The sequence below is a fragment of the Pelobacter propionicus DSM 2379 genome (genome assembly GCF_000015045.1).
GTDB lineage: Bacteria > Desulfobacterota > Desulfuromonadia > Geobacterales > Pseudopelobacteraceae > Pseudopelobacter > Pseudopelobacter propionicus.
Genome location: NC_008609.1, coordinates 223,310 through 249,671, shown reverse-complemented (window position 1 = coordinate 249,671; position 26,362 = coordinate 223,310). Strand labels below are relative to the sequence as shown.

At 53.2% G+C, this 26,362-nt stretch carries 19 protein-coding genes; 18 read left to right on the top strand and 1 reads right to left on the bottom strand.

Features of this window, described 5'->3' with window-relative positions; genetic code table 11:
* Window positions 1-5: 5 nt before the first annotated feature.
* The 11 genes from traN to PPRO_RS01150 all read left to right on the top strand — a co-directional run bounded on the left by traN (window position 6) and on the right by PPRO_RS01150 (window position 10,734).
* The gene (traN, locus tag PPRO_RS19220) at window positions 6-1,847 is read left to right on the top strand and encodes a conjugal transfer protein TraN (RefSeq protein ID WP_011734200.1); all 1,842 of its coding nucleotides are present in this window, start codon (window positions 6-8) and stop codon (window positions 1,845-1,847) included.
* Window positions 1,844-2,500, top strand: a complete 657-nt coding sequence (locus PPRO_RS01195) for a hypothetical protein (RefSeq protein WP_011734199.1) — start codon at window positions 1,844-1,846, stop codon at window positions 2,498-2,500. Before traN ends, PPRO_RS01195 begins: the two co-directional genes overlap by 4 nt.
* Before the next feature lie 80 nt (window positions 2,501-2,580).
* Entirely contained in the window at window positions 2,581-2,967 is a 387-nt protein-coding gene (locus PPRO_RS01190; RefSeq protein ID WP_198138313.1) for a hypothetical protein, read from the top strand.
* On the top strand, window positions 2,951-3,973 hold the full coding sequence (locus tag PPRO_RS01185) for a TraU family protein (RefSeq protein WP_011734198.1): 1,023 nt from the start codon (window positions 2,951-2,953) through the stop codon (window positions 3,971-3,973). Before PPRO_RS01190 ends, PPRO_RS01185 begins: the two co-directional genes overlap by 17 nt.
* Entirely contained in the window at window positions 3,949-4,935 is a 987-nt protein-coding gene (locus tag PPRO_RS01180; RefSeq protein WP_011734197.1) for a type-F conjugative transfer system pilin assembly protein TrbC, read from the top strand. Before PPRO_RS01185 ends, PPRO_RS01180 begins: the two co-directional genes overlap by 25 nt.
* Window positions 4,936-4,976: 41 nt before the next feature.
* Window positions 4,977-5,354: a hypothetical protein gene (locus PPRO_RS01175; protein ID WP_232286675.1), complete on the top strand. Its 378-nt coding sequence runs from the start codon at window positions 4,977-4,979 to the stop codon at window positions 5,352-5,354.
* Window positions 5,332-5,826, top strand: coding sequence for a S26 family signal peptidase (locus tag PPRO_RS01170; RefSeq protein WP_011734195.1), 495 nt, complete (start codon window positions 5,332-5,334; stop codon window positions 5,824-5,826). The genes PPRO_RS01175 and PPRO_RS01170 overlap by 23 nt, the downstream gene beginning before the upstream one ends.
* A 9-nt stretch (window positions 5,827-5,835) precedes the next feature.
* The gene (locus PPRO_RS01165) at window positions 5,836-6,087 is read left to right on the top strand and encodes a hypothetical protein (RefSeq protein WP_011734194.1); all 252 of its coding nucleotides are present in this window, start codon (window positions 5,836-5,838) and stop codon (window positions 6,085-6,087) included.
* An 8-nt stretch (window positions 6,088-6,095) separates the two neighbouring features.
* A complete protein-coding gene (locus tag PPRO_RS01160) occupies window positions 6,096-6,836 on the top strand; it encodes a hypothetical protein (protein WP_011734193.1) in 741 nt (246 codons plus the stop codon).
* Window positions 6,814-10,413, top strand: a complete 3,600-nt coding sequence (locus PPRO_RS01155; RefSeq protein WP_011734192.1) for a conjugal transfer protein TraG N-terminal domain-containing protein — start codon at window positions 6,814-6,816, stop codon at window positions 10,411-10,413. The genes PPRO_RS01160 and PPRO_RS01155 overlap by 23 nt, the downstream gene beginning before the upstream one ends.
* Before the next feature lie 3 nt (window positions 10,414-10,416).
* Complete coding sequence (locus tag PPRO_RS01150) at window positions 10,417-10,734, top strand: hypothetical protein (protein ID WP_011734191.1); 318 nt, start codon at window positions 10,417-10,419, stop codon at window positions 10,732-10,734.
* A 16-nt stretch (window positions 10,735-10,750) separates the two neighbouring features.
* Here the strand turns inward: PPRO_RS01150 and PPRO_RS20695 are convergent, their stop codons facing one another.
* On the bottom strand, window positions 10,751-11,065 hold the full coding sequence (locus tag PPRO_RS20695; protein ID WP_157039903.1) for a hypothetical protein: 315 nt from the start codon (window positions 11,063-11,065) through the stop codon (window positions 10,751-10,753).
* A 349-nt stretch (window positions 11,066-11,414) separates the two neighbouring features.
* Here PPRO_RS20695 and PPRO_RS01145 point away from each other — a divergent pair, with 349 nt between their 5' ends.
* The 7 genes from PPRO_RS01145 to PPRO_RS01115 all read left to right on the top strand — a co-directional run bounded on the left by PPRO_RS01145 (window position 11,415) and on the right by PPRO_RS01115 (window position 25,537).
* A complete protein-coding gene (locus PPRO_RS01145; RefSeq protein ID WP_011734189.1) occupies window positions 11,415-14,633 on the top strand; it encodes a helicase-related protein in 3,219 nt (1,072 codons plus the stop codon).
* Complete coding sequence (locus tag PPRO_RS01140) at window positions 14,626-17,310, top strand: ATP-binding domain-containing protein (RefSeq protein WP_011734188.1); 2,685 nt, start codon at window positions 14,626-14,628, stop codon at window positions 17,308-17,310. Before PPRO_RS01145 ends, PPRO_RS01140 begins: the two co-directional genes overlap by 8 nt.
* Entirely contained in the window at window positions 17,307-18,071 is a 765-nt protein-coding gene (locus tag PPRO_RS01135) for a DUF4391 domain-containing protein (protein ID WP_011734187.1), read from the top strand. Before PPRO_RS01140 ends, PPRO_RS01135 begins: the two co-directional genes overlap by 4 nt.
* A 135-nt stretch (window positions 18,072-18,206) precedes the next feature.
* Entirely contained in the window at window positions 18,207-20,087 is a 1,881-nt protein-coding gene (locus tag PPRO_RS01130; RefSeq protein WP_011734186.1) for a site-specific DNA-methyltransferase, read from the top strand.
* Window positions 20,088-20,097: 10 nt separating this feature from the next.
* Entirely contained in the window at window positions 20,098-23,073 is a 2,976-nt protein-coding gene (locus PPRO_RS01125) for a type III restriction-modification system endonuclease (RefSeq protein WP_011734185.1), read from the top strand.
* Between the two features lie 51 nt (window positions 23,074-23,124).
* The gene (locus PPRO_RS01120; RefSeq protein WP_011734184.1) at window positions 23,125-25,266 is read left to right on the top strand and encodes a hypothetical protein; all 2,142 of its coding nucleotides are present in this window, start codon (window positions 23,125-23,127) and stop codon (window positions 25,264-25,266) included.
* Window positions 25,253-25,537 (top strand): hypothetical protein, encoded by a 285-nt coding sequence (locus tag PPRO_RS01115; RefSeq protein WP_011734183.1) that lies wholly within the window; start codon window positions 25,253-25,255, stop codon window positions 25,535-25,537. Before PPRO_RS01120 ends, PPRO_RS01115 begins: the two co-directional genes overlap by 14 nt.
* Window positions 25,538-26,362 lie beyond the last annotated feature (825 nt).

Here is a 26,362-nt window from a genome sequence, read left to right as displayed (position 1 = left end):
GCCGTATGCTCGTCCGTGTCGTCTGTTCACTATGTTATGTCACGCTTCTGCTCTCGCTCTCGGGTGCCCACCAGACGGCGCTGGCTCTTGTCAGTTGCCAGGACAGGATTTCGGCAAATACGCCGCATCGTTACATCGATGCTCTGGCACTGTTCACCGAGTACAACGGCACAACCTATGCCATCGCCAAATCGGCCGTGAGCGGCAGCCAGTCGCTGCCGGACGGCTATTTCAATTTCGAGGCGAACATCAGCCGGGAATACCTGACGACCGGAACCGATACGGCATCACTCAAACGGATGCTCGCCCTTGGTCGATTCGGTGAGGCCAGGCCGGTCAGGATCGACAGTCGGCAGACGCTGGATTTCGTTCTCAAACGTTTCGGAGCCTATCTCGGTTCGGCGGATTCCCCACAAAGCACCTACATCGACGCTTGGAAGGAGTTCGGCCTGACCGGTTTTACCGCCCTTGCCGGTACGGGACTTCCTTTCACCAACTGGGGCACGGGAACACCCTATGGGGGACAGGATCCGCAAGCGGTAGTCATGGGACGTGACGGGATCTGGACCAGCGGCCTGGATGGGGTCAGGTCGTCCCAGATCGTACAGTTTCCCGGCAAACTGGACTGTTCGTATTCCTACATCGATCCGACGACGCTACCGCCGGTATCGCCACCCGCTACCGAGACGTTCGGCACCATCATCTGCGCCCAGGACCTGAACAACAATGGCTATGCCGCCGATCCGGGCGAGGTGGCCACCTGTGTTGTGACGCCACAGGGGCAGTACTGTCCGGTGGGTTCCGTCGAGTGCAATCTGGTCAACTCGGCATACGTCTGCCCGCTGGGCTCCCAGTACGTTTGCATGGAATACCAGGGTGTGATGCGTTGCTCGTCGAATTCCTGCTTCGATCAAACAACGACTGAGGAGGAGGCAGATGACATCGATGAATCGATGCTGCGGGACGACGGGGATCGGGATGCCCTGGGGCAGTGTCTCGGGCAGTTGTACGTCTTCAACGGCAAGGCGTCCCGCTGTCGCCCGCCGGGGATGAAGGTGGGGATGATCAACGATTGCTGCGAGAGCGACCAGGTGGCTGCGGAAGACACCGGTAACAGTATCCTGTCGGCGACGCAGGGGATTCAGATGGCATACGAGATCGGTCAGGTCGCCTACTACGGCAATGCCCTGCTGACCGGCGCCGCCCAGATTTCGGCCATCACCACGACCGCAACCGGCACGGTCGCGTCCATGACCGTGGTCACCGCGGCCGGAACCACCACGACCCTGTCGGGAGCGGTGGCAACCGGAGCCTACGCCACCATGGCCAGCGGCGCTACGGGAGCCTCGGCCATCGGCGCAGGCCTGCAGGCCTATGCCACGGCGCTGTTAAATCCGGCAACCATTGCCGTTGCCGTGGCTGTCATGGTGGTGATGAAGCTGTTGATGGGGGGAGGCTGTGATCAGGGAGATATTCAGACGGCGATGCAGAATGCCGCCAAGGATTGCCACTATGTGGGCAGTTACTGTCAGAAGAAATGGCCGCTGGTGGGGTGTGTCCAGAAGGCCAAGAGCTACTGCTGTTTCAACTCGAAAATGGCAAGGATTATCCATGAGCAGGGAAGACCACAACTCCTGCCGTTCCAGCCGAACGGCGCCTGGGGGAGCGCGAAACACCCGAACTGCAGAGGATTCACGCCCGAAGAATTTCAGGCACTGGATTTCTCGCGGATCGATCTTTCTGAATATTTCGCGGACGTGCAGAAGGATCTGGCCACCAAGATCCAGGGATCGCAGCAAACGATCATGCAGAACATCCAGAACAGATATCAGGCGGCGCCAAAATGATCATTCGTACCGGACTGGCAGCGATTGTCCTTTTGGTGGGCGTTTCATCGGCTCATGCCAAAGAGCTTGGCGTCTTCGGCATGACGTACCGGATCGTGGAGCGGGATGCCCTGGTCGAGATAGAGGAGCGGGCCAAACAGGTGGACTGGCACAAGGTGCTGGACAAACGGAAGGTCGAGAACTTCCAGGGACCGCCGGACAGGGTGCGCCTGCCGCGTGCGAAGCGGAACCGGAGCTTCCAGGTTGACATGACCTATACCGCCGAGATCGATGTCCCCGACGGCAAGGGAGGAATCCTCTATCCCAAGGGGTATACCTTCAACCCCCTCGACTATGTGACCTACCCGAAAACGCTGGTGGTCATCGACGGTACCGACCCGGAGCAGGTGATGTGGTTTGCCACATCCGAGTGCGACAAACGGCTCGATGTGACGCTCCTCCTCTCCGAAGGGAGACTCGGGGCCGTGTCAAAGAGGATCAGTCGTCCCTTGTTCTATGCCGACAGGAAGATCATTGAACGCCTCAAGCTGAAGGCTGTGCCGTCGGTAGTCAGGCAGAAGGGGCGGGTCATGGAAGTAACTGAAGTAAAGCTGCCGGCAGGTCATGCCAAGGCTGCCGGTGCAACATTTCATGACAGGAAGAGAACGCCATGAAGCCACATAAAGTACACTGCCTCACAATGGTTTGCATCCTTGCGCTGTGCGCTGCGTGTTCCCACGAAACATGGACAAAGGTGGAGGAGACATCACGCCTTCCATCCGTGGCAGCGCCGATCCTGACACCGGTCAACTGGGTGGCGATGGCCGGCAGGGCTGCTACCAGACCTGCATCCGAGGGGTCGGATACCGAGCGGGGTAAGCAATTCGTGCTGACACGCAGGGTCCTGGATGACTTCAGCAGCGACGGCAAATTCATGGAAGAGGTGCTGGCAATGCAGAGCCGGTTCCGAGCCCGCGATTGGGGCGACATCTCCCCGGAGCAGCTCCAGGTCAACAGCAGCACCTCCACTGGCAAAGGAACTGTCGGGCGTTATCCGGCCGGAAAGAGCCGATCGGCCATCATCATCACGGACGAAGGGTCCGAATTCAATGTGCGGTATGAGGATGAACCTGAGCAATAGCATCTCGATCTTCACGCTGGCCATGCTTTTCCTGCTTGCGCCGCTTGCCTACGGAGGCAGTGGCGCCTGCAGGGGGAAGATGCTCAACCCGGTGACCGATATCTGCTGGCAGTGCATGTTTCCGGTGAAGATCGGCAGCGCTACCTTTGGCAATGGCGATGAACCGGCTCCCGGCAACATCACCTCGCCGGTCTGCGTCTGCCCCGACAGCAAGGGGATCCTGGTTCTGGGATTGTCCACCGCGTTCTGGGAGCATGCCCGGCTGATCGAAACGGTCAGGGAACCTTTCTGCTTTCCGGCACTGGGAACCGGCATGACAAATCCCAAGCCCGGCTTTTATTCCGGAGAGAACCGGAACGCGGAGTACGGCGATTCCAACCTGGCATTCCAGCAGGCCCACTACTTCCATTTCCCGGCCTGGTCGATCCTGAAGCTGTTCATGGATTTTCCCTGCTCAGAAAACAAGGCCTTCGACTTGGCCTACATGACCGAAGTGGACCCACTGTGGAACGACGACAGCCTGTCGTTCATCATCAATCCCGAGGCGCTTCTGTTCGGTAATCCGGTGTCACAGTTGGCGTGCGTGGCAGACAGCGTGGCGGCCACGGTGACCCAGCCAGTCGATCCCCTGTTCTGGTGCATGGGGAGTTGGGGATCGTTCTACCCCCTGTCGGGGAGCATGGTCGAGAACAATCCCCTCAACGTGAACGCCGGCCTGGCGGCACGGATGCTGTTCAAGCTCGGCCGCGAGACGCTCCTTTTTGATACCGGCATCAACCAGTGCGCCAGCGGCGGGGTCGTGACACCGATTCTGGTCAAGAGCAACTACCGGCTTCAGATGGCGCGTCCGGTGCGGGGCAATGACTGCATCCCCATCGGCAGGCCGTCGCTGGTCTGGGGGGCGGCGAAGAACCCTCCCTTTGGAACGGCCAACAACTCGCCGGACAATTTTCTCTGGTCGTTGACACGAAGGAGGGTGTGTTGCGTCGGCTATGCGCTCAATTGATCTTCTGGCTCGCTGTAGCCTCGTCCGGTTCGGTTGCCGCCGCCGGCACTCCCGGGTATATCGCCACTCCCGACACCTGCTGTGTGGTGGACAGGGTGGTGGGTGATACGGTCCATCTCAGGAAAGCTGGTGCCTGCACCGGCAAACCGGGCCGGGCATATATCGAGACGAGGCTGAAGAAAGTGAAGGTCGTCGTGGAGGGAACCTTGTGGAAGGAGGCTGACGTGGAGGGACTGGCCGTGCCGGACCTGGCCGATACCTTGTCCAAGGCTGACAGGCTTGCGGAGCGGATGACTGTTCCCGGGAACCGGAGTGAGAAGGAGATGGCTGCCCTGGCAGGCACGCTCGATTCCTACTACCACTCGGATGAATTCCAGCTTCGGCTGCTGAACGAGACGGAACGGATCAAGTCCGAAGTATTCGGGAACAAAGCCGCCGGTTACTACTCAGATAAGGGCATCGAGGCGCTAAGGGGGAAACTGCCGGCTTCAGAGCGGGTCTACGTCTTCATTTCGTCATCAATGCCGCTTGCGACCATAAGGAATTACGCGGCTTCCGTGGCCCGTTTGGGCGATTCGAACGTCTCCCTGGTCATGCGCGGTTTCGTGGACGGGATGACGAAGATTCAGCCGACCATCGGCTTCATCGCTTCCGTGTTGCAGCGCGACCAGGCATGCCGCCCCCAAGACGGTGACTGCGAGATGCTGCCGGCAGGGTTGGTCGTCGATCCCCTGTTATTCCGCCGGTACCGGATCGACCGGGTTCCTGCCGTGGTCTATGCCCGCGGCCTCAAGGCCGAGGATGCCGGTTTGAGTGAGGGCGATCCCAAGAACACCACCATCTCGGATCACTATGCGGCGTACGGAGACGCCAGACTGGAATATCTGCTCGACCAGATCCGGAGGGAGAGCGGTTCGGATTCACTGGCCGCCCTCCTGGCTGCTCCGGGTGACCGGAAATGAACGAGGAAAGAGAGTCACTATCAATGAGTGAAGAGAACAGTATGGAAACAAGCGAAGCCTCTGAAAAGATGGATGCCGTTTCGGTACCCAAAGAGACTCCCAAATCGTGCCCCAAAGAGCAACCCAAGCGGCAACCGGGCACACGGGCCCTGATTGGTGCCTGTTTGGTTATATCTTTGGGAGCATCTTTGGCAACCATTGCCGGGTATGACCGCTGGTTTGCCCAGAAGGTCGTGGCCGTCGATATCAAGGGGTATATCGCCCAACAGCGGGACAACTACCTTGCCGGCAAACTGAACGATGTCGAATTGAAAAAAAGCTTCGACCGTCTTGAGGCGGTCATCACGGCCATACCTAAGAACCGGGTGATCATCATGGGTGACGCGGTGGTGCGCAATGCCGAAACCGTTGCCCCCTGATTTCCGCAACTGGCGCCTCTGGTTGGCGATCACCTGCCTCCTTATTGCAGGAACACTGCTCCCAGGCAAGTTCTGTGTCACCCTGACGCCTTCCCTCAAGCATCGGGTCTACTGGCTCACCCGGAATCCGGACCATGTGGTTCGGGGGGATTACGTTCTGTTCCACGATGAGGAATTGGCGGCCAGGGTCGGGATGAAGAAATCGGAAGACGTGCTGAAGCTCGTGGGGTGCGATGGGGGGGACCAACTCACCGTGGATGGGGAGAAGAAATTCTACTGCAACGGTGAGTACCTGGTCAGGGCCAAGAATTTTACCCTCAAGGGGGAACCGCTACGCCACTTCGCCTTCAGCGGCACGATCCCCGAGGGAGCCATGTTCGTCGTGGGAGAGCACAAGGATAGCTACGATTCTCGGTATTTCGGCTTTGTGGACAAGAAACGCATCCTGGCGAAAGCCTATCCGATCTTCTGAGGGATTGCCGTGCCCATCGAAAAACTCAACCCGCTGCACTACATGGGGCCGGCCGAATACACCGGCTTCTGGCAGAAGCTGTTCGCCACGATCCTCTATGGCTTCTGGGGGCGCTGCTTCTTCGTCGCCCTGGTTGTGTCTGCCTTCTGGGTTGGGGTGCGGCAGCGCAATCCGACCCTGGCGGCCATCTGCCTGCTGCTGGCGGCCATCGTCGCCTATGGAGGCGGGATGATGAACCTGGCCAGGTCATTCACGGGATAGGAGAGGGCGTGTCGAAGGATGGTCACAGCACACCGGATATCGTTCCGGCGCCACCGAGTAACGAGATCCACCCGCGGGGTCTTCTGGAGGCGATCTCGTATATCGATCAGAACTTCGCCAACGAACTGGGCGGCTGCATGATCAAGTCCCGCTTTCTGACCACCAAGCAGCGACTGGAGTTCATGGAAGTGGGATTCCGGAGTTCCTTCGCCTCGGGGTGCGTCTCGGCACTCCTCACCCCCATCGCCATCGGGGTGATCGAGCAGTACATCCCCATGTTCGGCGACCCGTCGCCGACCCTGTTCGACAAGTTCAGCGCTTTCCTGCTGGCGCTGGGGTTCTCGCTGGGGTACGCCATCTTCATGGCCAAGGCCTCCACCTGTTTCATCGGCGAGTACACCCGGGCCATGGTGCTGAACCTCCTGGGTGGCATGGTCTTTGGCGCGATCGTCAAGGCGGTGGTGGTCTTCATCGCCTTCCATTTTCTCTACTTCAAGATCTTCTCCGACAACAACGTGCTCTGGGCCGTGGCCAAGCTCTATGACGCCAAAACCACGCCTGCAACCGTCGCCAAGGTCTATTACTGGGTGCAGGGTTTCAAGGGGATCTTCCTCATCTCCGCCTACTTCGTCCTGTTTTCGACGGCGGTGTTCATTGTTATCCCCATTGCCGCCATGTTCGCCGCATGGTTGCGCAACCGTAAACTTATTGCCGCGGGAGTCGTGCATGTGGATTCGGACCGTATCTAGGCTGGGACTGGCGCTTCTGCTGGTGCTGATCCCGACCTTGGCGCTGGCCCTGGACATGGAGTTCTATGTCTGGGGAGGTCATGACGCCGTGGTGAACGCCTTCGGCAAACTGGCCCTGATCTTCGGGGACAACGCCTACAAGTCGCTCTATTTTGTGGTCATCACCGCCGGCCTGTTCTTCGGCGGCGTGACGGTGTTCGCCAGGCTCCTGGGCACCGGCAGCGGTTCGGTCACGACCTGGATCGTGCCGACTCTGATCGGCATCATGGTCTATCTGGCCCTGGTGGTTCCGAAGGGGACGATCCATGTTTATGATCCGGTCTACAACAAGAATCAGGCGGTGGGCGGGATTCCTGACGGTGTGGTGGCCGTGGCCGGTATTCTGAACAAGATCGAGCGGGGGTTGGTGGATATCGTCACCACTGCCGGAGATCCCTTGAACTACCAGAGCCAGGCGGGCGGGAAGGGTTTTCTGGGGCTGGCCCAGCTCACCAGTATCCCCCTGTCGGCGGTGGACAGCAATCTTGACGCTTCCCTGCGGCGCTACGTCAGGGACTGCGTCTCCTATGCCCTGATGAACCCCAACGCCAACCTCACGGTGGATGAACTCCGGAAAACGACCACCAACTTTGTCAGCTCCCTGGACAAGGCGATCAACCCGGCCATCTGGACGGTCTACTACAATGCCGCCAACCCGCAGGGGCAGACGCTCACCTGTACCGACGCCTGGACCAACATCAAGTCGGCACTCACTCCGGCAAGTCTAACGAAAAACATCTACTCGGTCTGCACCAACCTCGGTTATGACGTGACCGATGCCGCCGCCGTGACCCAATGCAAGACGGTCCTGAACAACGTGAACAGCGGGACCGGACTCGGGGCGGCGAGTATTGATGACTTCCTGAGGCAGGCCTACATCTCCCAGCGGCTGGAAGAGATCTTCCGCAGCGGCAATGCTACCGGGGCAACCAACTACCAGTTCCTGTTGAACGCCTCCGGCGCCATGAAGGCGGCCAACGAATGGCTGCCGATCCTGAAGGCGGCGCTTACGGCTATTGCTGTCGGGCTGTTGCCGTTCCTGGCGCTCTTCATTCCCACGCCGCTGATCGGCAAGGCGGTGGGGATCATCGCCGGTTTTTTCATCTGGCTCACCGCCTGGGGAGTGACCGACGCCATCGTGCACCAGTTCGCCGTGGATTACGCCAACCAGGCCTACGAGACGGTGCGCCAGAACAAGCTTGGCATGGATGCGCTCTACTTCTTTCCTGACCAGACCGTGAAGATCCTCGGCATGTTCGGCACGCTCCGCATGAGCGGCATGATGCTGGCCACGGTCATTACCGGGATGCTGATCCGGTTCGGCGGTCATGCCATGGCGATGATGGCCGGCAGTCTGGGGAGCCAGGTGCAGTCGGCAGGGAGCCGGGCGGCCCATGAAGTAGAGGACCCGGCTGGCCGGGCGTCGGCCATGCAACGCAACGTGACGGCCATGCCGACCCAGGCCTGGAGCAACGAGCACAGTTTTCAGGCGAGACAGGCGCAGTCGCTGGTCGGCATGTCGGCCAAGACCACGGCGGCGAGCGATATGATCCGGGATTTCGGGATGGAGTTCTCCAGCCGGATGACTGCCGACAGTGAGTTGGGCCGGACAATCGGTTTCGGAGGCGCCGGCAGGGCCATGCGGGAGAACGGCCTATCCTCGTCCTATGACCTGAAATCGTTCGATGGCCGGTTGGGGCTGGACAAGTTGGCTGCGGTCCGGGATGTGGTCGGCAACAGCTATGGCGGTGATACCAATGCATTCGCCCGGATGGGGGTTGCCAATGACCGGAGCCTAGCCAATGTCTTTGGCTCCGGCGACAATTATGCCGGGTTCCTGACCGCCAACATGGACAAGAGTGTCGGTCAGCTTCAGGGGGAAATGGGCGCCTATGCCGCTGCCAGGTCGCTCGGCTTCCGCGGCAGTTGGCGTGAGTTCAATTCGCTTCGCTCTGAGATATCTGCTCTGGGCGATTACGCCAATGCCGATGCCGTGAGAACGATTGCCGACTCCTACGGGATCTCCCCGGCGCACCTGATGCAAATGAATTCGCTGTTCAATCAGGGGAAGCAGGCTTCGGAGGTTTCCGGACTCTCGAATCAGTTAGGCGGGCCGGTTGCAGCAGGAACGGAAGCTGGCCGTGTCGTTGCGACCGAGACCGGCGGCAAGATCCAGGGTATCTACGCAGGGGGAGGATACGACAACTACCAGCAGCTCATCGGTAATGACGTGTCGGGGCGGATCGCCCGCAACCAACTGGTCCACGCTGCGGCTGACCAGATGGCCGGCAAGATTGCCCCGCACCTTGCCAGCGATCCTGAAATGTACCGGGACGGTCACCTGACCGAACGGGGCTTTGCCGAGATGCAGAAGGCGATGGAGGGACAGAACATCACCTTCACGACCGCCGACGGCAAGAGCGTCGTCAATGTCGGCATGGATGGCGGCGTCGTGAACTCCTCAGAAGCCGGTACCGTTGCAAAGGGGGACAGGGCCAAGTCGCTCGATCTGCAGAAGCAGCTCAGGGCGGCCGGTTTCCAGAGTGCCGCCGCCCATGTAGCAAGGCTATCCGGACAGGCGTTCGACTACAAGGCGGATTACGACCGCAACGGCAATCTCGCATCATTCAGCGTCGATCAGGGCGGGCGGGTGCAGAAGTTCGATCTCGGTCAGAGCCGGACCGGTACCGACGTGGAGCGGCTGGATCGGAATGTATCAACCGTCGACAAGGGATTACGCAAGACCGTCGGGGATTTCATCAAGACCGGCTACGAGAACCAGTCGCTGAACGTGACCCGGAAGTCAGGTTCGTACATGATCCAGGCCGGCGGCAAGCAAATGATAGTCAATGGCGACTGGTACTACGCCAAGAACGATAAGACCGGCAAGATGGAGGTTGTGGGAGGCTCGTTCTCCAACGGCCTCGACGGCAATGTGCTGATGTACGCCAAGGACAAGGACGGCAATCTGCACTATTCGCAGGTGCAGGGGAAAATGGATAAGAGCGGGAATCTTATTGCCGGGCAGCGCTCGGAGATTACCGAGGATCAATTTGTTCAGTCCTCACAGCAGGGAGCGGCGGTTGTCAGTACCAGGTCGGGAGGTGGAATTACTGGGAGTATTCGTGCTGATGGCGGGGTGAAAGCGGATTATTCGTCGAGACAAACTGTCGGTACATCTGTCAGCTCAGTACAGAATTATGCAGGTAGCGCTGCAAGCAGTGATTTTGTTGAAGGGCGGTCAATTGACGCGGGAACTGTAGCAACAACGATAGCTGTTGGAAGGGGAGCGCTGCACGAAGCATCTGGTCTCATAGGAGATGCCGCTACTGTTGCCAAACCTTTGACTTCTTCAATGGAAAAGAGCGCCGCTAAACGTGAAGCTGAGACACGCATGACTGAACAGGCCGCCAGGACGGCTGAAACTCGTGTTGAGAGGGATTTGCAAAGAACTGGGAGAATCCTTCAGCATCAGAGCAAGAATTCTCCATTGCCAAAAGGTGGTGGCCCACAGCCCTACAAAGGCCCGAGGAGGTAATTCGTGTTGGACAAGATTCTCTTGGTATCAGACGGTATAATCGTTTTGGTGGCAGATACTTTTACTCTGACAGACGCTCGTGAAGCGGCAATTTCACTACAAGTTCAGGAACACGGGGCTGATTTGAGGATTTCAAACAGTATTATCAGTCTTTCGGTGGCGGTGCTTGAGCATTTGGAGCAGGCAGAAGGCACGAATGTCTATTTTTACCAATCATCTCCGTATGCCATCATTGCCCCATTTGTCGGCGGGGTTGAAATACATCGTGATGAACTCCTCAAAATAAAAGGGGCATGGGAGTATTCCTATGCCCCTTCGTAAGCTATCACTTCAGTTGTCAGAAATGTCTTCTGAAAAAAACCCAATACCAATTCCACCATGAATTGCTGAAGAGAGACGTTTTGGGATAATATTCGGTGCTTGTATATGCATACTTTATGTTTTTACTCAAAGATTTTCCGATGAGAGCCCCACGGTAGAATCGGGTATGTACTCGGTTCATGAGCATCCAGGGAAACGAAATAGCCGCCAATCCAAGTGTCCAGATCCAGAAGTTAGATCTGAAAACAATCCCCACCATCGCTCCCGCAAGCAGGCACGGGAGAACAGTTCCTGCAACCGCAATAACAATTGCTGCAATTTTTCTTGTCATCACGGCCTCCCTCCTTTCTCGACGGTCAATGTACACAAATATTTCAGGTTAAGTTTGATCAGCCTGAAATGAATTGTCAATCAAAAACCACATCTATTTTCAAACATATCAGCATGTTGCGCCCCCCTGTCCTGTTCGGACAGAGAGCATGGTTGTCTCAAATTGACTTTTGAGGCGAAAAGAGATATTAACATGGCGTAATTTCATGCATTTGGAGGGTAAGGAGATGGGCTCTGCGCCCTTCAGAACATATCGTTCGAACTGAAGCCGCATTGTCTTCTCACGTGCTGACAGGCGGCTTCATTTTTATCTCCCAAAGATATCCAATAAATTCAAGGATCGCATCTAAATGAAGCTTATCAAGAACACTGGAAATGATCGAGTGGTTGATGAATTGCGCACATGTTTGGTGCCACGGTCTAGTCTTGATATCGCTTCGTCGGCTTTTTCCCTCTTTGCGTACGCAGAAGTTAGTGCTCTTTTCGAAAAAATTGAGCGGTGTCGCCTGGTGATTCCGGCTACTGAAGGAGTCGATCTTGGCATGCTTGGTTCCGAGTCCGACCGCCCGTTCCGTAACCATCTGCAGACTCGCTGGCTGGCGCGTCATTGCAGTGAGTGGATACAGAAGAAAGCTGAAGTTCGAGGCGCACCGACATACCTTCCCCAGTCAACAATTATTGCAGGCGAGCCTGAGTCCGCTACTCAAAAGATCATCACAGGTAATTGTCCATTCACCACCGATGGACTTGGCCTGACACCGGGTAACCAATTCAGCCTGATTCAATGCGCCGAAGGTCCCGAAGAATCTGCCATGCTTGGTTCCTGGTTCAAAGCTCTGTGGAAAAGCCTGCCGGCAACACCTGATGCAAAAAACGCCCTCATTGCTTCACTCCATGACCTGGCTTCCCATCGTGAGCCTTTCACCATCTACACCCTGATCCTCCATCACCTGTTCAAGGACCGCGGTGAAGAGCTTGACGAGGATAGTATCGTCAAAGCCGCCACTGGCATCCGCAATACAATAGTCTGGAAGAAGCTCTTCAAGTTTCAGCGTGACGGTGTGGTCGGCGCCATCGACAAGCTCAACCGCTTCGGCGGTTGCATCATCGCCGATAGCGTCGGACTGGGAAAAACTTTCGAGGCGCTGGCCATCATCAAGTATCACGAGCTCCGCAACGACCGCGTCCTTGTGCTTTGTCCCAAACGTTTGCGGGATAACTGGACCATTTACAAGGCCAATGACCGGCGTAACATTCTGGCTGCCGACCGCTTCAACTACGACGTCCTCAACCACACCGACCTCTCCCGCGATGGCGGTTCATCCGGCGATATCGACCTGACCCATGTCAACTGGGGCAATTACGACCTGGTGGTCATCGACGAATCGCACAACTTCCGCAACAAGCGAACCCCGCGCCAGGGGGAGGAGACCCGCTACGATCGCCTGATGCGTAGGATCATCAAGGAAGGGGTCAAGACCAGGGTGCTCATGCTGACCGCCACGCCAGTCAATAACCGGCTGGCCGATCTGCGCAACCAGATCGCCTTTGCTACCGAGGGTGACGATACGGCCCTGCTTGATTACGGCATTACCAGTATCGACAGCACCACCCGGCTGGCGCAAAAGCAGTTCAACCGCTGGCTAGATCTGGAAGAAGCGGAGAAAACGCCCGCACGCCTCATCGAGATGCTTGGTTTCGACTACTTTACCTTGCTTGATCAACTCACCATTGCCCGTTCACGCAAGCATATCGAGAAATACTATGGCATAAGCGAGACCGGTCGTTTTCCGGAACGCCTCAAGCCGATCAACATCAAGCCGGATGTGGATCGGGCCGGCGAATTCCGCTCTATCCGCGAGATCAACCTAGAAATCCGCCGGCTCAACCTTGCTGCCTATGCCCCTCTCCGATATGTGCTCCCCCATAAACAGGCTGCCTACGATGCCAAATACAGCACCCAGATTCGTGGCGGCGAGGGTTACTTCCGTCAGGTTGACCGTGAAGAGAGTTTGATCCACTTGTTGCGGGTCAATGTGCTAAAGCGTATGGAGAGCGCAGTCTCATCCTTTGCCCTCACCGTACATCGGCAACTGGAAGACGTAGAAGCCACGTTGGCCCGGATCGAAGCTCATGCCGATGAAATCGAAGAAATCAATATCTCCGACGTGGATATTGACGATCCAGCCTTCGAGAGCCTTCTGGTGGGACGTAAAGTCAAGGTGCTGCTGGGGGATGTGGACCTGATTCGCTGGAAACAGGACCTGATCGAGGACCGTAACCGTCTGGCGACCTTGCACGCCGCAGCTACACAGGTATGCGCCTCCCGTGACGCCAAACTGGCCGCATTGATGGAGGTAATCACTCACAAATGCCAACACCCGAGTAATCCCGGCAACCATAAGCTGATTGTCTTCACGGCCTTTGCCGATACAGCCATGTACCTATACGAGCAACTGGCGGCTTGGGCGAAAGAGACACTCGACATCGATACCGCCCTTGTAACCGGCGCCGGACGCAACCAGGCCACACTTCCCGGCCTTCGTAAAGATCTGGCGTCGATTCTGACGGCATTTTCACCCCGTTCGAAAGAGCGTCCAGCAGAACTGGCCCATGAGGGGGAACTGGACCTGCTGATCGCCACCGACTGCATTTCCGAAGGACAGAACCTGCAGGATTGCGATTGGCTCGTCAACTATGACATCCACTGGAACCCGGTGCGGATCATTCAGCGCTTCGGCCGCATCGACCGCATCGGTTCGCCCAACGACCGCATCCAGCTCGTTAATTTCTGGCCCAATATGGAGCTGGAGGAATACATTAACCTGGAACAGCGGGTAAGTGGGCGTATGGTGCTGCTGGACATCTCGGCCACCGGTGAGGAAAACCTGATCGAGCAGCAGTCCGGCAACCAGATGAACGATCTGGAATATCGCCGCAAGCAGCTCCTGAAGTTGCAGGATGCCGTGATTGACCTGGAAGACCTCTCCACCGGCGTTTCCATAACCGATTTGACGTTGACCGACTTCCGGATTGACCTGGCGCAGTATCTCAAGGCCTATCCCGGCAAGCTTGAAAAACTCCCGTTGGGGACCAGCGCCGTTACCACGACCACCGAGGCGGAGATTGCGCCGGGCGTTATCTTCTGTCTGCGTGCAGAGGGGATTGCCGCCACTAAGGTTACGGAGTCCGGTTATCCTATGGCGCCCCATTACCTGGTGCATGTCGGTGACAATGGTGCCGTGCTGTTGCCCTACACACAAGCCAAACGCATCCTTGATCGTCTCAAGCGGCTCTCTCTTGGACGTGACCTGCCCGATGCCGCTGCTTGTGCCCGATTCGATAAGTCCACCAAGCAAGGCGAAGATATGCGCCATGCACAACGTCTGCTGAGCGCTTCAGTCGCCTCGGTTGTCGGCAAGAGCGAAGAGCGGGCCGTTGCCAGTCTTTTTTCGCCTGGTGGTACCCATGCTATCAAAGGGGAGTTTGCGGGGATCAACGATTTTGAGGTAGTTGCATACTTGGTGATTTTGGATGATTTGCGATATGGAGGAGGGCAGAATGGTTGAGCAACAGACCGATATAAAGCCACTTGCTGGTGAGGTACTGGAAAATTTCGAAAGAATATCATCACTTGCGAAATCAAAGCTTAATGAGGGTGCAGTTGCTGGCACCAACGCTTTCGCGAGCATAAATACAATGACCTCAAACTCTACTGAGAGGCTTGACCAGATAAGTAGTGCTAACCGAGAGAGTTATAAAGTATTGAGCTCGGAGCCGGCAATTGCACGAATAATGGTTGCAGATCGGGCTGGAGGAAAGAAGGCTTACTATATTTGCCGTACTACGGCGGTTTCAGGCATTCCGAATCTTGCTAGTTACTTAGCACCTATTGGCCGATTAGGTTCCCTGGAAGTTGGGGAAGAATTTAAACTGCCAAACGGCACGGTAGTTGAGGTATTAGAGCGCTCACGCCTTCATCCCCGTTTGGAGCATGATGGATGGGATTCACGTGGTACCATCGTTGAAACAGAGCAAATTGGACCAATTACCATTGAGTCTCTGAGGCTATTGCTGGATGCAGCGGGTCGCGAAGAATTTACAGATGATTTGTTGGAACAAATCCTTGCGGAGGAGAATCAAAAAGGAAATATTATAGACGGCATACGACGTAGCGTTATTACAAAAATGGGGCTCAGGGATCAACCAATTCTTGATCGATACCAAGATGAAATTTTTCGTCTGCCGCTTGACAATAGACTATTCATCTTCGGCCCACCGGGAACTGGAAAGACAACAACTCTCATAAGACGCTTGGGCCAAAAGCTCGATTCTGCATTCTTGGACGACAGCGAAAAACGTCTGGTGGAAAATGTTGGTAGTGTCTTGTCGCACCGTGACTCATGGCTTATGTTCACGCCGACAGAATTGCTGAAGCAGTATCTGAAAGAGGCCTTTGCCAGAGAAGGGGTTCCTGCTTCGGATTTGCGTATTAGAACTTGGTATGAGTATAGGCGAGAGTTGGCCAGAAATTCCTTTGGAGTGCTCAGGACTGCTTCCGGCGGTGGCACTTTTGTACTTAAAGACGCAATTGGAAGCCTAGGTAATGATTCTCTCGGGCGGCCTATCGAGTGGTATGAAGATTTCAATTCCTGGCAAAAAATATCTTTCATGGATTCATTGGTTGATTCAGCGAGGTTTCTTGCTCAGTCGGATATAAAAACTGCCCAAAACCTTGAAGGTAAGGTTTCACGTATTCTTACAGAAATGGAGAAGAATGGACTGGTCTCAACTTTTGAGTCATTGGCAGGATTGATTCCGCAAATACAGGAGTTGGTTGGAAATTTGAAGGAAGATTCCGACAAAAAGATCAAAGCCGCCCTGAACTATCAACTAAATCACGATAGAAGCTTTCTGGACGAATTTGCACGTTTTCTTGACGGGCTACAACAGGCTCAAGTCGTGGATACTGATGATCAGGATGATCTTGAAGTTGATGAGGAAGACGATACATCTTCACCGCGCACGGGAAGAGCCGCCGCACTTTCAACATACATGCAAGCGGTTAGAGCCCACGCTCGGTCTGTAGCTTCAAAACGATCACTGGGCAAGACAACTCGTTACGGGAAAATTATCGATTGGCTTGGCGATCGCATCTTGCCCGAATCGAATAGAGTTGAAGTAGGAACAAGTCTCTTGTTACAGGCGAGTGCACGACGTTTTGTAAACCCTGTTAAACGATACATCGATGGAATCCCCAAACGGTATCGAACGTTCAGGAGAATCCGCCAAGAGGAAGGCATTTGGTATCAGAAGGAAGCTTTTGAATCACGAGACCTTCATCCTCTAGAACTGGATCTGCTATTGCTGAGCATTCTCCGGGCATCAACTGACATACTCAAGCGCCCCAATGTACAACGGAATATCAATAATCAACCATGGACATCTCTCAGGCCGACGCTTGATCTGTACCGAAATCAGGTTTTGGTTGACGAGGTTACAGATTTTTCTCCGCTGCAGCTTGGGTGCATGTCTACCTTGGCTCATCCTCAATTGCGGTCATTTTTTGCATGCGGCGACTTCCACCAGCGGTTGACTACGTGGGGAACAACAACAATTGACGAATTAAAATGGGTTATGCCGGACTTCGAGGTGCGGGAGATAACGGTTGCGTATCGACAAAGCAAGCAACTTAACGAGTTTGCACGTGGAATTATCAGAACAGTGCATGGCGAGGAGCAGACAGTTACCTTGCCGAAACATGTCGATAATAACGGTGTAGCACCTGCGCTTCTTGAGTTTGCCGACGATGAAAAAGTGGTTAGTTGGTTGGCTGAGCGGATCAAGGAGATCGAGTGTTTTGTTGGTCAGCTGCCATCTATAGCAATATTTGTTAATAGCGAGAATGATGTCTCGCGTGTTGCAGAAGCGTTACACGAAAAGCTTGCCGAGAGCAATATTCCCGTAACAGCATGCAAGGAAGGGCAGACTGTCGGGCAGGAGAGCAACGTTAGGGTTTTTGATGTGCAACACATTAAGGGCCTTGAGTTCGAGGTAGTGTTTTTCGTAGATATCGACAAGCTTGCTACTTTGCACCCTCAACTATTTGATAAGTATTTGTATGTCGGTACTACCCGCGCTGCAACCTATCTTGGATTGACTTGCATTGATAAGCTTCCGTCCCCGATAGATACGATGAGAGAAATGTTTGTCACTGGGTGGGCAAGTTTAATGGTTGCATCATGATTCCTGATGATTTCATTGGTGCATTGGGGCTCCCCGATAGCGCGCTGGTAAACCAGCGAGTGCCGAAAAAGATGCTGGTGGAGAATGGCGCGCCGACCGCCGCCGACAAGCGCCGAATCAACGACGGCATTGAGGAAATTCACTGGCTGGCGGCGCTGAAACCGAACACCATCGGCGTGCCGGAATATTGTGACGACGTTCAGGAGTATCTGGAAATTGCCGTGTTGTCTGTCGTACTGCGGCCTGATGCCAAAGCTGGCCGTCTGGCTGAATTGTTCCATCGCGCTATACCATACCCGCTGTTTCTTATCTTGGTGCAGGGGGATCAAATCGTCCTCTCACTGACGCATAAACGCCGGGCGCAGAATGAGGCGGATAAATTTGTTCTGGATGGCGATAGCGTTGAGGTGGCTGTTTCAGGTAATCCTTTCCTGTCAACAGCAGTGGGTAGGCAGTTTCTGGATGCACTGGCGCTGAGTCATCAGCCGAGAGCCAGTCTATTACAGCTGTATCAGGGATGGATTGATACCCTTGTCGCACTACAAGCGTCACTGATAAGCGGGACATTCTGTCAAGCCATCTCTAAAGAGGCGGCAATTGCCCGACTGGAGGCAGTGAAGAAGTGCTGCGATTTGGAGGCCAGGATAACTTCATTGAGGAATGCTGCCGCGAAGGAGAAACAGATGGGGCGGCGGGTGGAGTTGAATTTGGAAATTAAGGAATTACGTGCATTGGTTGAAATCGCAAGGAAAGCCTTATGACTGTGGACTCACGCGAAGACGCGAATATCGCGAAGGGAAAACCAGAATCAACAAGATTTTTCGCGTCCTTCGAGGCTTCGCGTGCCCTCGTTATAACGCTATCGGTAAGATCACAGAGATTCAGGAGTTTAATTCATGGAAAAATTGAACGGCCAGTCCGCTGATGTCGTCGCGGATAATATCGACCAACTGAAAGCTCTTTTCCCCGAAGCTCTCACCGAGGGGAAAATTGATTTTGACACCTTGAAACAGCTTCTTGGTGGCGACATAGATGAACGAGAAGAGAAATACGGTCTGAACTGGCATGGAAAACGTCGTGCTCGGCAATTGGCGCTTACTCCGTCAACAGGAACTCTTCGCCCTAGCCCGGAAGAGAGTGTGGATTGGGATACCACACAGAACCTGATGATTGAAGGTGATAACCTGGAAGTGCTAAAGCTCCTGCAGAAGAGCTATGCCGGCAAGGTAAAGCTGATCTACATCGACCCGCCCTACAACACAGGCAATGATTTTGTGTATCCAGACAACTTCCAGGACAACATAAAGAACTATTTGGAATTAACTGGCCAAGTAGAGGGGGGCGCAAAGATCAGTAGTAATACCGAAGCCAGCGGCCGCTTTCACACGGATTGGCTGAATATGGTGTATCCACGATTGAAACTGGCAAGAAATCTATTAAGCGAAGATGGAGTTCTCTTTATTTCAATAAATTATCGTGAATTAGCACATGTTTTGCGGTTGTGTGATGAAATATTTGGAGAAGAAAATTTTGTTGGTAATGTGACATGGAAAGCTCGGGTAAAGCCAGTCAATATTGGCGAAGCTAAATACCGGCCTCAAGGCGAAACAGAGTATGTTGTTATTTATCAAAAAAGCGATAAAGAGGGCAAATTTCAACCTCTATATACTGGGGGTGTGCGAAGTTACCCTCATGAAATCAACGGTCGTAAGTATCGGTTGACGACAATTCTGAAATCCAATAGAGGGGCTAATTTTAGGAATACAATGTCTTTTGAAATTGATGGATATGCTCCTCCCGACGGTCAACGTTGGCAAGGAGGAGAAGAAGAAATTAAACGTTTAAATATAGAAGGTTATCTTGAATTTCGGGATGGAACACCTTTTAAACGTTATTATGAGGACGAAGAGGGTGCTGAACATGATCCTTTTTACTGCTTCATGGAATCAGACTGGTCATCAACTTCAGAAGCTGGGAAAGCAGAGCTAAACGAGATCCTTGGTAACGATCATGGTTTTGACACTGTCAAACCGACTCGATTGCTAAAGACACTCATCCAATCAATAACAAACCCTGGTAATAACGAAATAGTTGTAGATTTTTTTGCAGGTTCTGGAACTACTGGACACGCCGTCATGGCTCAAAATTCAGCAGACGGTGGAAATCGCCGCTACGTACTTGTCCAACTGCCCGAACCTCTCGACCCGGAAAACAAAGATCAGAAAACCGCCGCCAATTTCTGCGACCAGATCGGCAAGCCTCGCACAATTGCCGAACTAACAAAAGAACGCCTAAGACGAGCCGCTAAAAAAGTCAAAGACGATAACACTCTTTTTGCTGGGGACCTCGGTTTCCGCGTATTCAAGCTTGATTCTTCCAACATTCGAGCCTGGGAGCCAAACCGTGACGACCTGGAGCAAACCCTCCTTGATCACGCGGAGCATATTGTTTCCGGTCGTTCCGAACAGGACATCCTTTACGAACTGCTCCTGAAACTGGGCCTCGACCTGACTGTTCCCATTGAACAGAAACCGATTGCCGGTAAAACCGTGCACAGCATTGGTGCTGGAGCATTACTGGTGTGCCTGTCGGACACCATCGATCGCGATGCCATTGAGCCGTTGGCTCAGGGAATCGTGGCATGGCACAACGAGCTCAAACCTGCCGTGGATACCCGACTGGTCTTCAGGGACAGCGCCTTTGCCGACGACGTGGCCAAGACGAACCTCACCGCCATCCTCCAGCAGCAAGGCCTTGATGATGTGAGGAGCCTGTGAGGTTATCAATATGAAACTCCACTTTGAACCGAATCTTGACTACCAGCATGCCGCCATTGAGGCGGTTGCCGACCTGTTTCGTGGCCAGGAAATCTGTCGTACCGAGTTCACTGTTACCAGCGGCACCGGCGAACAACACCTGCTGGCCTTTGCTCAGAACGACCTGGGGATCGGCAACCGTCTGCAGCTTCTTGAAGACGAATTGCTCGCCAACCTTCGTGATATCCAGCTTCGCAACGGCTTGAGGCCATCGGATTCCCTTTCTTCGGGAGATTTTACCGTAGAGATGGAGACCGGCACCGGCAAGACCTATGTCTATTTGCGGACGATTTTCGAGCTGAACAAACGCTACGGGTTCACCAAGTTCGTGATTGTGGTCCCCTCGGTAGCGATCAAGGAGGGAACCAACAAGACCCTGGAGATCACCAGGGATCATTTTGAGGGACTGTATCCCGCCGCCAAGGGATACGAATTCTTCCAGTATGATTCCTCCAAGCTGGGTCAAGTCCGGAACTTCGCCACCAGCCCCAACGTACAGATCATGGTGGTGACGGTTGGCGCCATCAACAAGAAGGATGTCAACAATCTCTACAAGGATAGCGAGAAGACCGGCGGGGAAAAACCTATTGATCTGATCCGAGCGACATCGCCAATCATCATCGTTGATGAGCCGCAGAGTGTTGATGGTGGTCTGGAAGGTCGGGGCAAGGAGGCTCTGGGGGCCATGAATCCGCTCTGCACCTTGCGGTATTCGGCAACCCATGTGGACAAGCATCACATGCTGTACCGCCTGGACGCCGTGGATGCTTATGAACAGAAACTTGTGAAACAGATTGAGGTCGCCTCGGCCAGCGTTGAAGGTGGCAACAACAAGGCTTTCGTGCGTCTGCTGTCGGTTTCCAACAAACGGGGCAGCATAACCGCCAGGGTGGAACTGGACGTACAGCGTGGCGGACAGGTAAGCCGTGCGGAAGTCAACGTGCAGGACGGTGATGCCCTTGAGTTTGTGACCAATCGCGCCATCTATGCGAACTGCAGCATCGGCGAGATCCGCTGCGCCAAGGGCCAGGAACTGGTGGAGATACGGGTTCCGGGTGGTGAGGAATGGTTGAAGCCGGGGCAGGCAATCGGCGGTGTGGACGAGGATGCGCTCAAACGCCAGATGATCCGGCGCACCATCAAGGAACACCTGGACAAAGAACTGCGGCTCAAGACCCGTGGGGTTAAGGTGCTCTCCCTGTTCTTCATCGACAGCGTCGAGCATTACCGTAAATACGACGCCGACGGTAACCAGGTGAAAGGGAAGTACGCCCTGATATTCGAGGAGGAGTACCGCCGGCTCATCAAACACCCTGACTACCAGACCCTCTTCAATGATGTGGATCTGGAGACCGAGGCAGGCGATGTGCATAACGGCTATTTCTCCATAGACAAGAAAGGTGCCTGGACGGAGACCGCCGAAAACAACCAAGGGAGCCGGGACAACGCCGAACGCGCCTATAACCTGATCATGAAGGAGAAGGAAAAGCTGCTGGATTTTGAGACCAAGCTCAAATTCATCTTTTCACACTCCGCCCTGCGCGAGGGATGGGATAACCCCAACGTGTTCCAGATTTGCACCCTGCGTGAGATCGGGACCGAACGGGAGCGCCGCCAGACCATCGGCCGGGGTCTGCGTCTTTGCGTAAATCAGCAGGGTGAGCGGCTGCGAGGCTTCGACCTTAATACCCTGACGGTCATTGCCACCGAGAGTTATCAGCAGTTTGCGGACAATCTGCAGAAAGAGATTGAAGATGATACCGGCATCCGATTCGGTATTGTAGAAAAACACCAGTTCGCGGCAATATCGGTGACCGACCCGACGGGTAAAGTGACCCCGCTGGGAGTGGAACAGTCCGAGGCGATCTGGAGTCACCTGAAACAGGCTGGTTTTGTAGACCACAAGGGCAAGGTTCAGGACAGCCTCAGGAAGGCCCTCAAGGACGGCACCCTCACGCTGCCGGATGAGTTCAAGGCTCACTTGCCGCAGGTGAAGGAAGTCTTGCGCAAACTCTCCGGCAGGCTGGAAATCAAGAACGCCGATGAGCGCACACCGGTCAAGACCCGGCAGGCGGTGTTGAACAGTGAAGAGTTCAAGGCACTCTGGAACCGGATCAAGCATAAAACCACCTACAGGGTACACTTCGACAACGACGCATTGCTCACCAAATGCGCCGAGGCAATCAGAGACTGTCCGCCAATAGCCAAGACCCGCCTGCAATGGCGCAAAGCTGAGCTTGCCATCGGCAAATCAGGCATCGATGCACAGGAGACCTCGGTTTCTGCCCCCATCACCATCGATGAGCACGATATTGAATTGCCGGATCTGCTGTCGGATCTTCAGGACAAGACCCAGCTGACCCGGCGCAGCATTGTACAGATTCTTACCGATAGCGGCCGGTTGAATGATTTCAAGCGGAACCCGCAGCAATTTATTGAACTGACTTCGGAGACGATCAATCGAACCAAGCGTTTGGCCCTAGTGGACGGCATCCGTTACCAGCGTCTGGGGGATGAGCACTACTACGCTCAGGAGCTGTTCGAGCAGGAAGAGTTGACCGGCTATCTGAAGAACATGCTTGAGACGGAAAAGTCGGTGTATGAGCATGTCGTTTATGATTCTTCCGGTGTTGAGAAAACCTTTGCCGAACAGATGGAGAAGAACGAAGCGGTAAAGGTCTATGCCAAACTTCCGGGCTGGTTCAAGGTGCCGACTCCGCTGGGCAGTTACAACCCCGATTGGGCCGTGCTGATCGAAAAGGACGGCGTGGAACGGCTGTATTTCGTTGTCGAAACCAAGAGCAGCCTCTTTACAGATGATCTTCGCGATAAGGAAAGTGCAAAGATCAGATGCGGCGAAGCGCATTTTATGGCTTTGGCTGTAGGTGAAAATCCGGCGAAGTATATCAAGGCTCGGAATCTTGATGATGTGATGGCTGGGTGTTGATGTTTCGCAGAATAAATTTGAGATAGATATCTTTGCATAGGGAATCCAATCATGAAGATAGACATACATTCGCACACTAAAAAATGTAAGTCAGGTGATGCGCCCACGAGAGAAATTTCTCCATCAGATTTCTGCGAAACCGTTCTGTCTACGGAGGTTAGAATTATTGCAATCACCAATCACAATGTTTTCGACCTAGACCAGTACAACGAGATCAAAACTCGTTTGGGTGAGGACGCGCAAGTTTGGCCAGGAATCGAACTTGATGTCGTTGAAGGTGGATCGAGAGGCCACCTACTTGTCATCGTTTCACCAAAATCGGTATTGAAATTTTCTGCAGCAGTACAAGCACTGACCAACGATTCAAGTCCTGACAGCTTCACGATAACAATTGATAAGGTTTTGGAAAGTTTTGATGTCTTCAATCCACTATACGTTGCCCATTACAAGAAGAATCCAAGTCTATCGTATGATGTACTTGAAAAACTACTGACGGAAACCAAGAACCCGGAATGTGTGATCAAAGAAGTGACCAACTCGATTTCGGCAGGCATCTTCATATCACATGGGCACTCTTCAATTTACGGTTCCGATATCCAAGACTGGTCTAAGTACGAAGAAATTTCATGTGACCTGCCAGATCTTAGACTTCCCGTCGATAGTTTTGAACATTTTTGTCTGCTACTCAAAAAAGATCCGACGACCATCAATACAGTGCTGGATAGGAAGACGTCAGAGGACCTCGTTCTACGTCCTTTTAGCGATGGCACGACTATGAACATCAAGGCATTCAATGACATTAATGTTATTTTTGGTCCGAAAGGAACTGGCAAATCATGCATTCTGAAAGCCATTGCCAAGCACTACTCGGAGAACGGTATCGATGCAAGAGTCTATGAATCAGCAAGTGATCGACTAGATGAAATTTTTAATATCAAAGGTAAAGATGTGGCAATCAATCTTAATACGCATGGCATCAACTACTGCTCTGACGAGATTGAAGCACTGAGGGGCGCTGGTGAGGTTGCCATTACTGCCCTCAGCAAATATGTGGACTACTTCAAGGCGAAGAGCACCAATAAAAACGCGAAGAAGATTCTCCTTAAGGACATTGAGCCTGAGGAAGAGAGCGGCGCTAAACGTGAGTTTCTCGAATTTAATGAAGCCGTAGAAAAAACTTCAAAATTTTTGGACTTTCTGGCTAAAAACCCTGCTGTTAAGAAAGAGCTCGACGAAAAGGAGCTTTCGGAAGTAACTCGCATCTTGACAGAGCTGTTGGAGCGTCTGCGCAATCGGGAGTGGACAAATTTTTCAGGTTGGAAAAAGATTAGCCTACTGAACTCAGCGATAAAGTCGTTCCGTAGAGAGGTGGAGAGAAAAACGGGGGCACCAGCCAAACCGATAACAACTGGTTTTCGTGACTACGCAAATAATCGCCTTAATATTGAAGTCTACGCTGCCGAGATTGTTAAGAGCGTAGACTCATTGATTCCAATGCAGATTGAGCATGTTGGTAGTCTTGGCTCAAGCAAGGGGGACTTGGAGTCTCGAACGGAGTTTATATTTCAAAATGGAGCTATTACGGATGGCGCTCTGTCTAGTTTGACTGGTGTTAAAAAGGGTACACAGAAGAAGTTCGTCAATTGTACCAGAAAGATCCTTACTCAAGCCTATGCTGACGACCTGTTTCAGTCTATTTCTGAACTAAATGAAATTGAGGACGTAGAAGGCATAAATACAGTTTACGAATTGCTTCTTTTTAAAAGATACTTTGCGCTTGAAGGCCATCCTTATTCCCCGTCGAGTGGTGAGTCCTCAATGGTAATGCTACAGAAAGAGTTGGGGGACGACAAAGAGATATACATTTTGGATGAACCAGAGAGAAGCCTGGGGAATGAATATATTAACGATGTTATTGTGCCATTGATTAAAGAACGCGCACGGTCAAGCAAGAAGGTATTTATATCAACGCACGATGCGAATATTGCAGTACGGACCCTTCCTTACAGTTCTATTTACCGGTGTCACGGGCAAGCAGGGTATAAAACCTATATCGGCAACCCCTTCGCGAACCATCTGGTGAATCCGAACGATGTTGGTGATCAGCTTGATTGGAAATTGGTCAGCATGAAAACCCTTGAAGGCGGAGAAAAAGCATTTGGAGAAAGAGGAAATATCTATGGAAACAGTTAGAGCAACTGTTGAGAACCTAGAAGAAAAGTTTGTTATCAAGATTGAATCCGAAGGTGAGGTGATCAGAATTCCAATGTCTGAGGACAAACCGAACGAGGTTAAGAGTGCTTTCAATAAGATTTTAACCCGAATCAAAACCGGTGAGTTCCAGATCAAACTGGAGGAGGTCGGCGAGGATTTATTTTCTCAAGTTGCAAATGAATATATTTCCCAATTGAACCGAGAGATTCGAGAGGTCCACGGCACGATGAAAGAATATGGCTTGGTTTAATATCAATTGCGATTATGACTCGTTGCTTGGCTATCCAATGACCGATAACTGGTACGACCATCTATTTCTTATCTGCCATGATGTAACCTTTACAAAAATTACCGACCAGATGATAGATCTAAGGAATACTGACCAGAGAACGATTGACAGCTAATGTATTTCTCGATAGATGCCTCTTTCTAGGTCTTGAAACCGATGGTAGCAAGCACTACCACATCGGCGCAGTGTATTCCGGACAGAAATTTGGAACGGAAGGGGCGCTTCGATGTCCAAACTGCCCTGAAGGAGTTGGACAGTTTCGCTGACGGAGTTGATTATGTTCTCGGACATAATCTGCTGGGGCACGATTTGCCAGTGATAGAGTCACTGGCCACCAATCTCAATCTTCTCCAAAATCCGGTAGTAGACACGCTGTATCTTTCCCCCCCGTGGGTTCTCAATTTGGATTGAAAAATTCGGCCATTTTTTCTCGAATATATATGATCATGTTTCATGATCAGTTCTCAAATTCGATTCACTGATTGCTTGATTTTAATTTTGAGATCCAGCATTCCTACATTTCCCGAAAATCCTTACCATCGTTTGGTAAAAGATTACAAACTGGTTCGAGATTGAATCACGCTATCCGCTAGACCTCGGACACAATTTTGTTCTTGCCCATTCATCATGCAATAGGAGCAAGAGAGATTTTCTTGCCGCACCTTGTCATCTGAATAATTGGCAGAAAAGGAACCACCTGTATGGTAAGTCGCTTGCTCATGAATTTGACTCCCACAGTATTCTCCATAACCAGGAAGCAACCGAAAAGATAGCATTCTGGGCCTA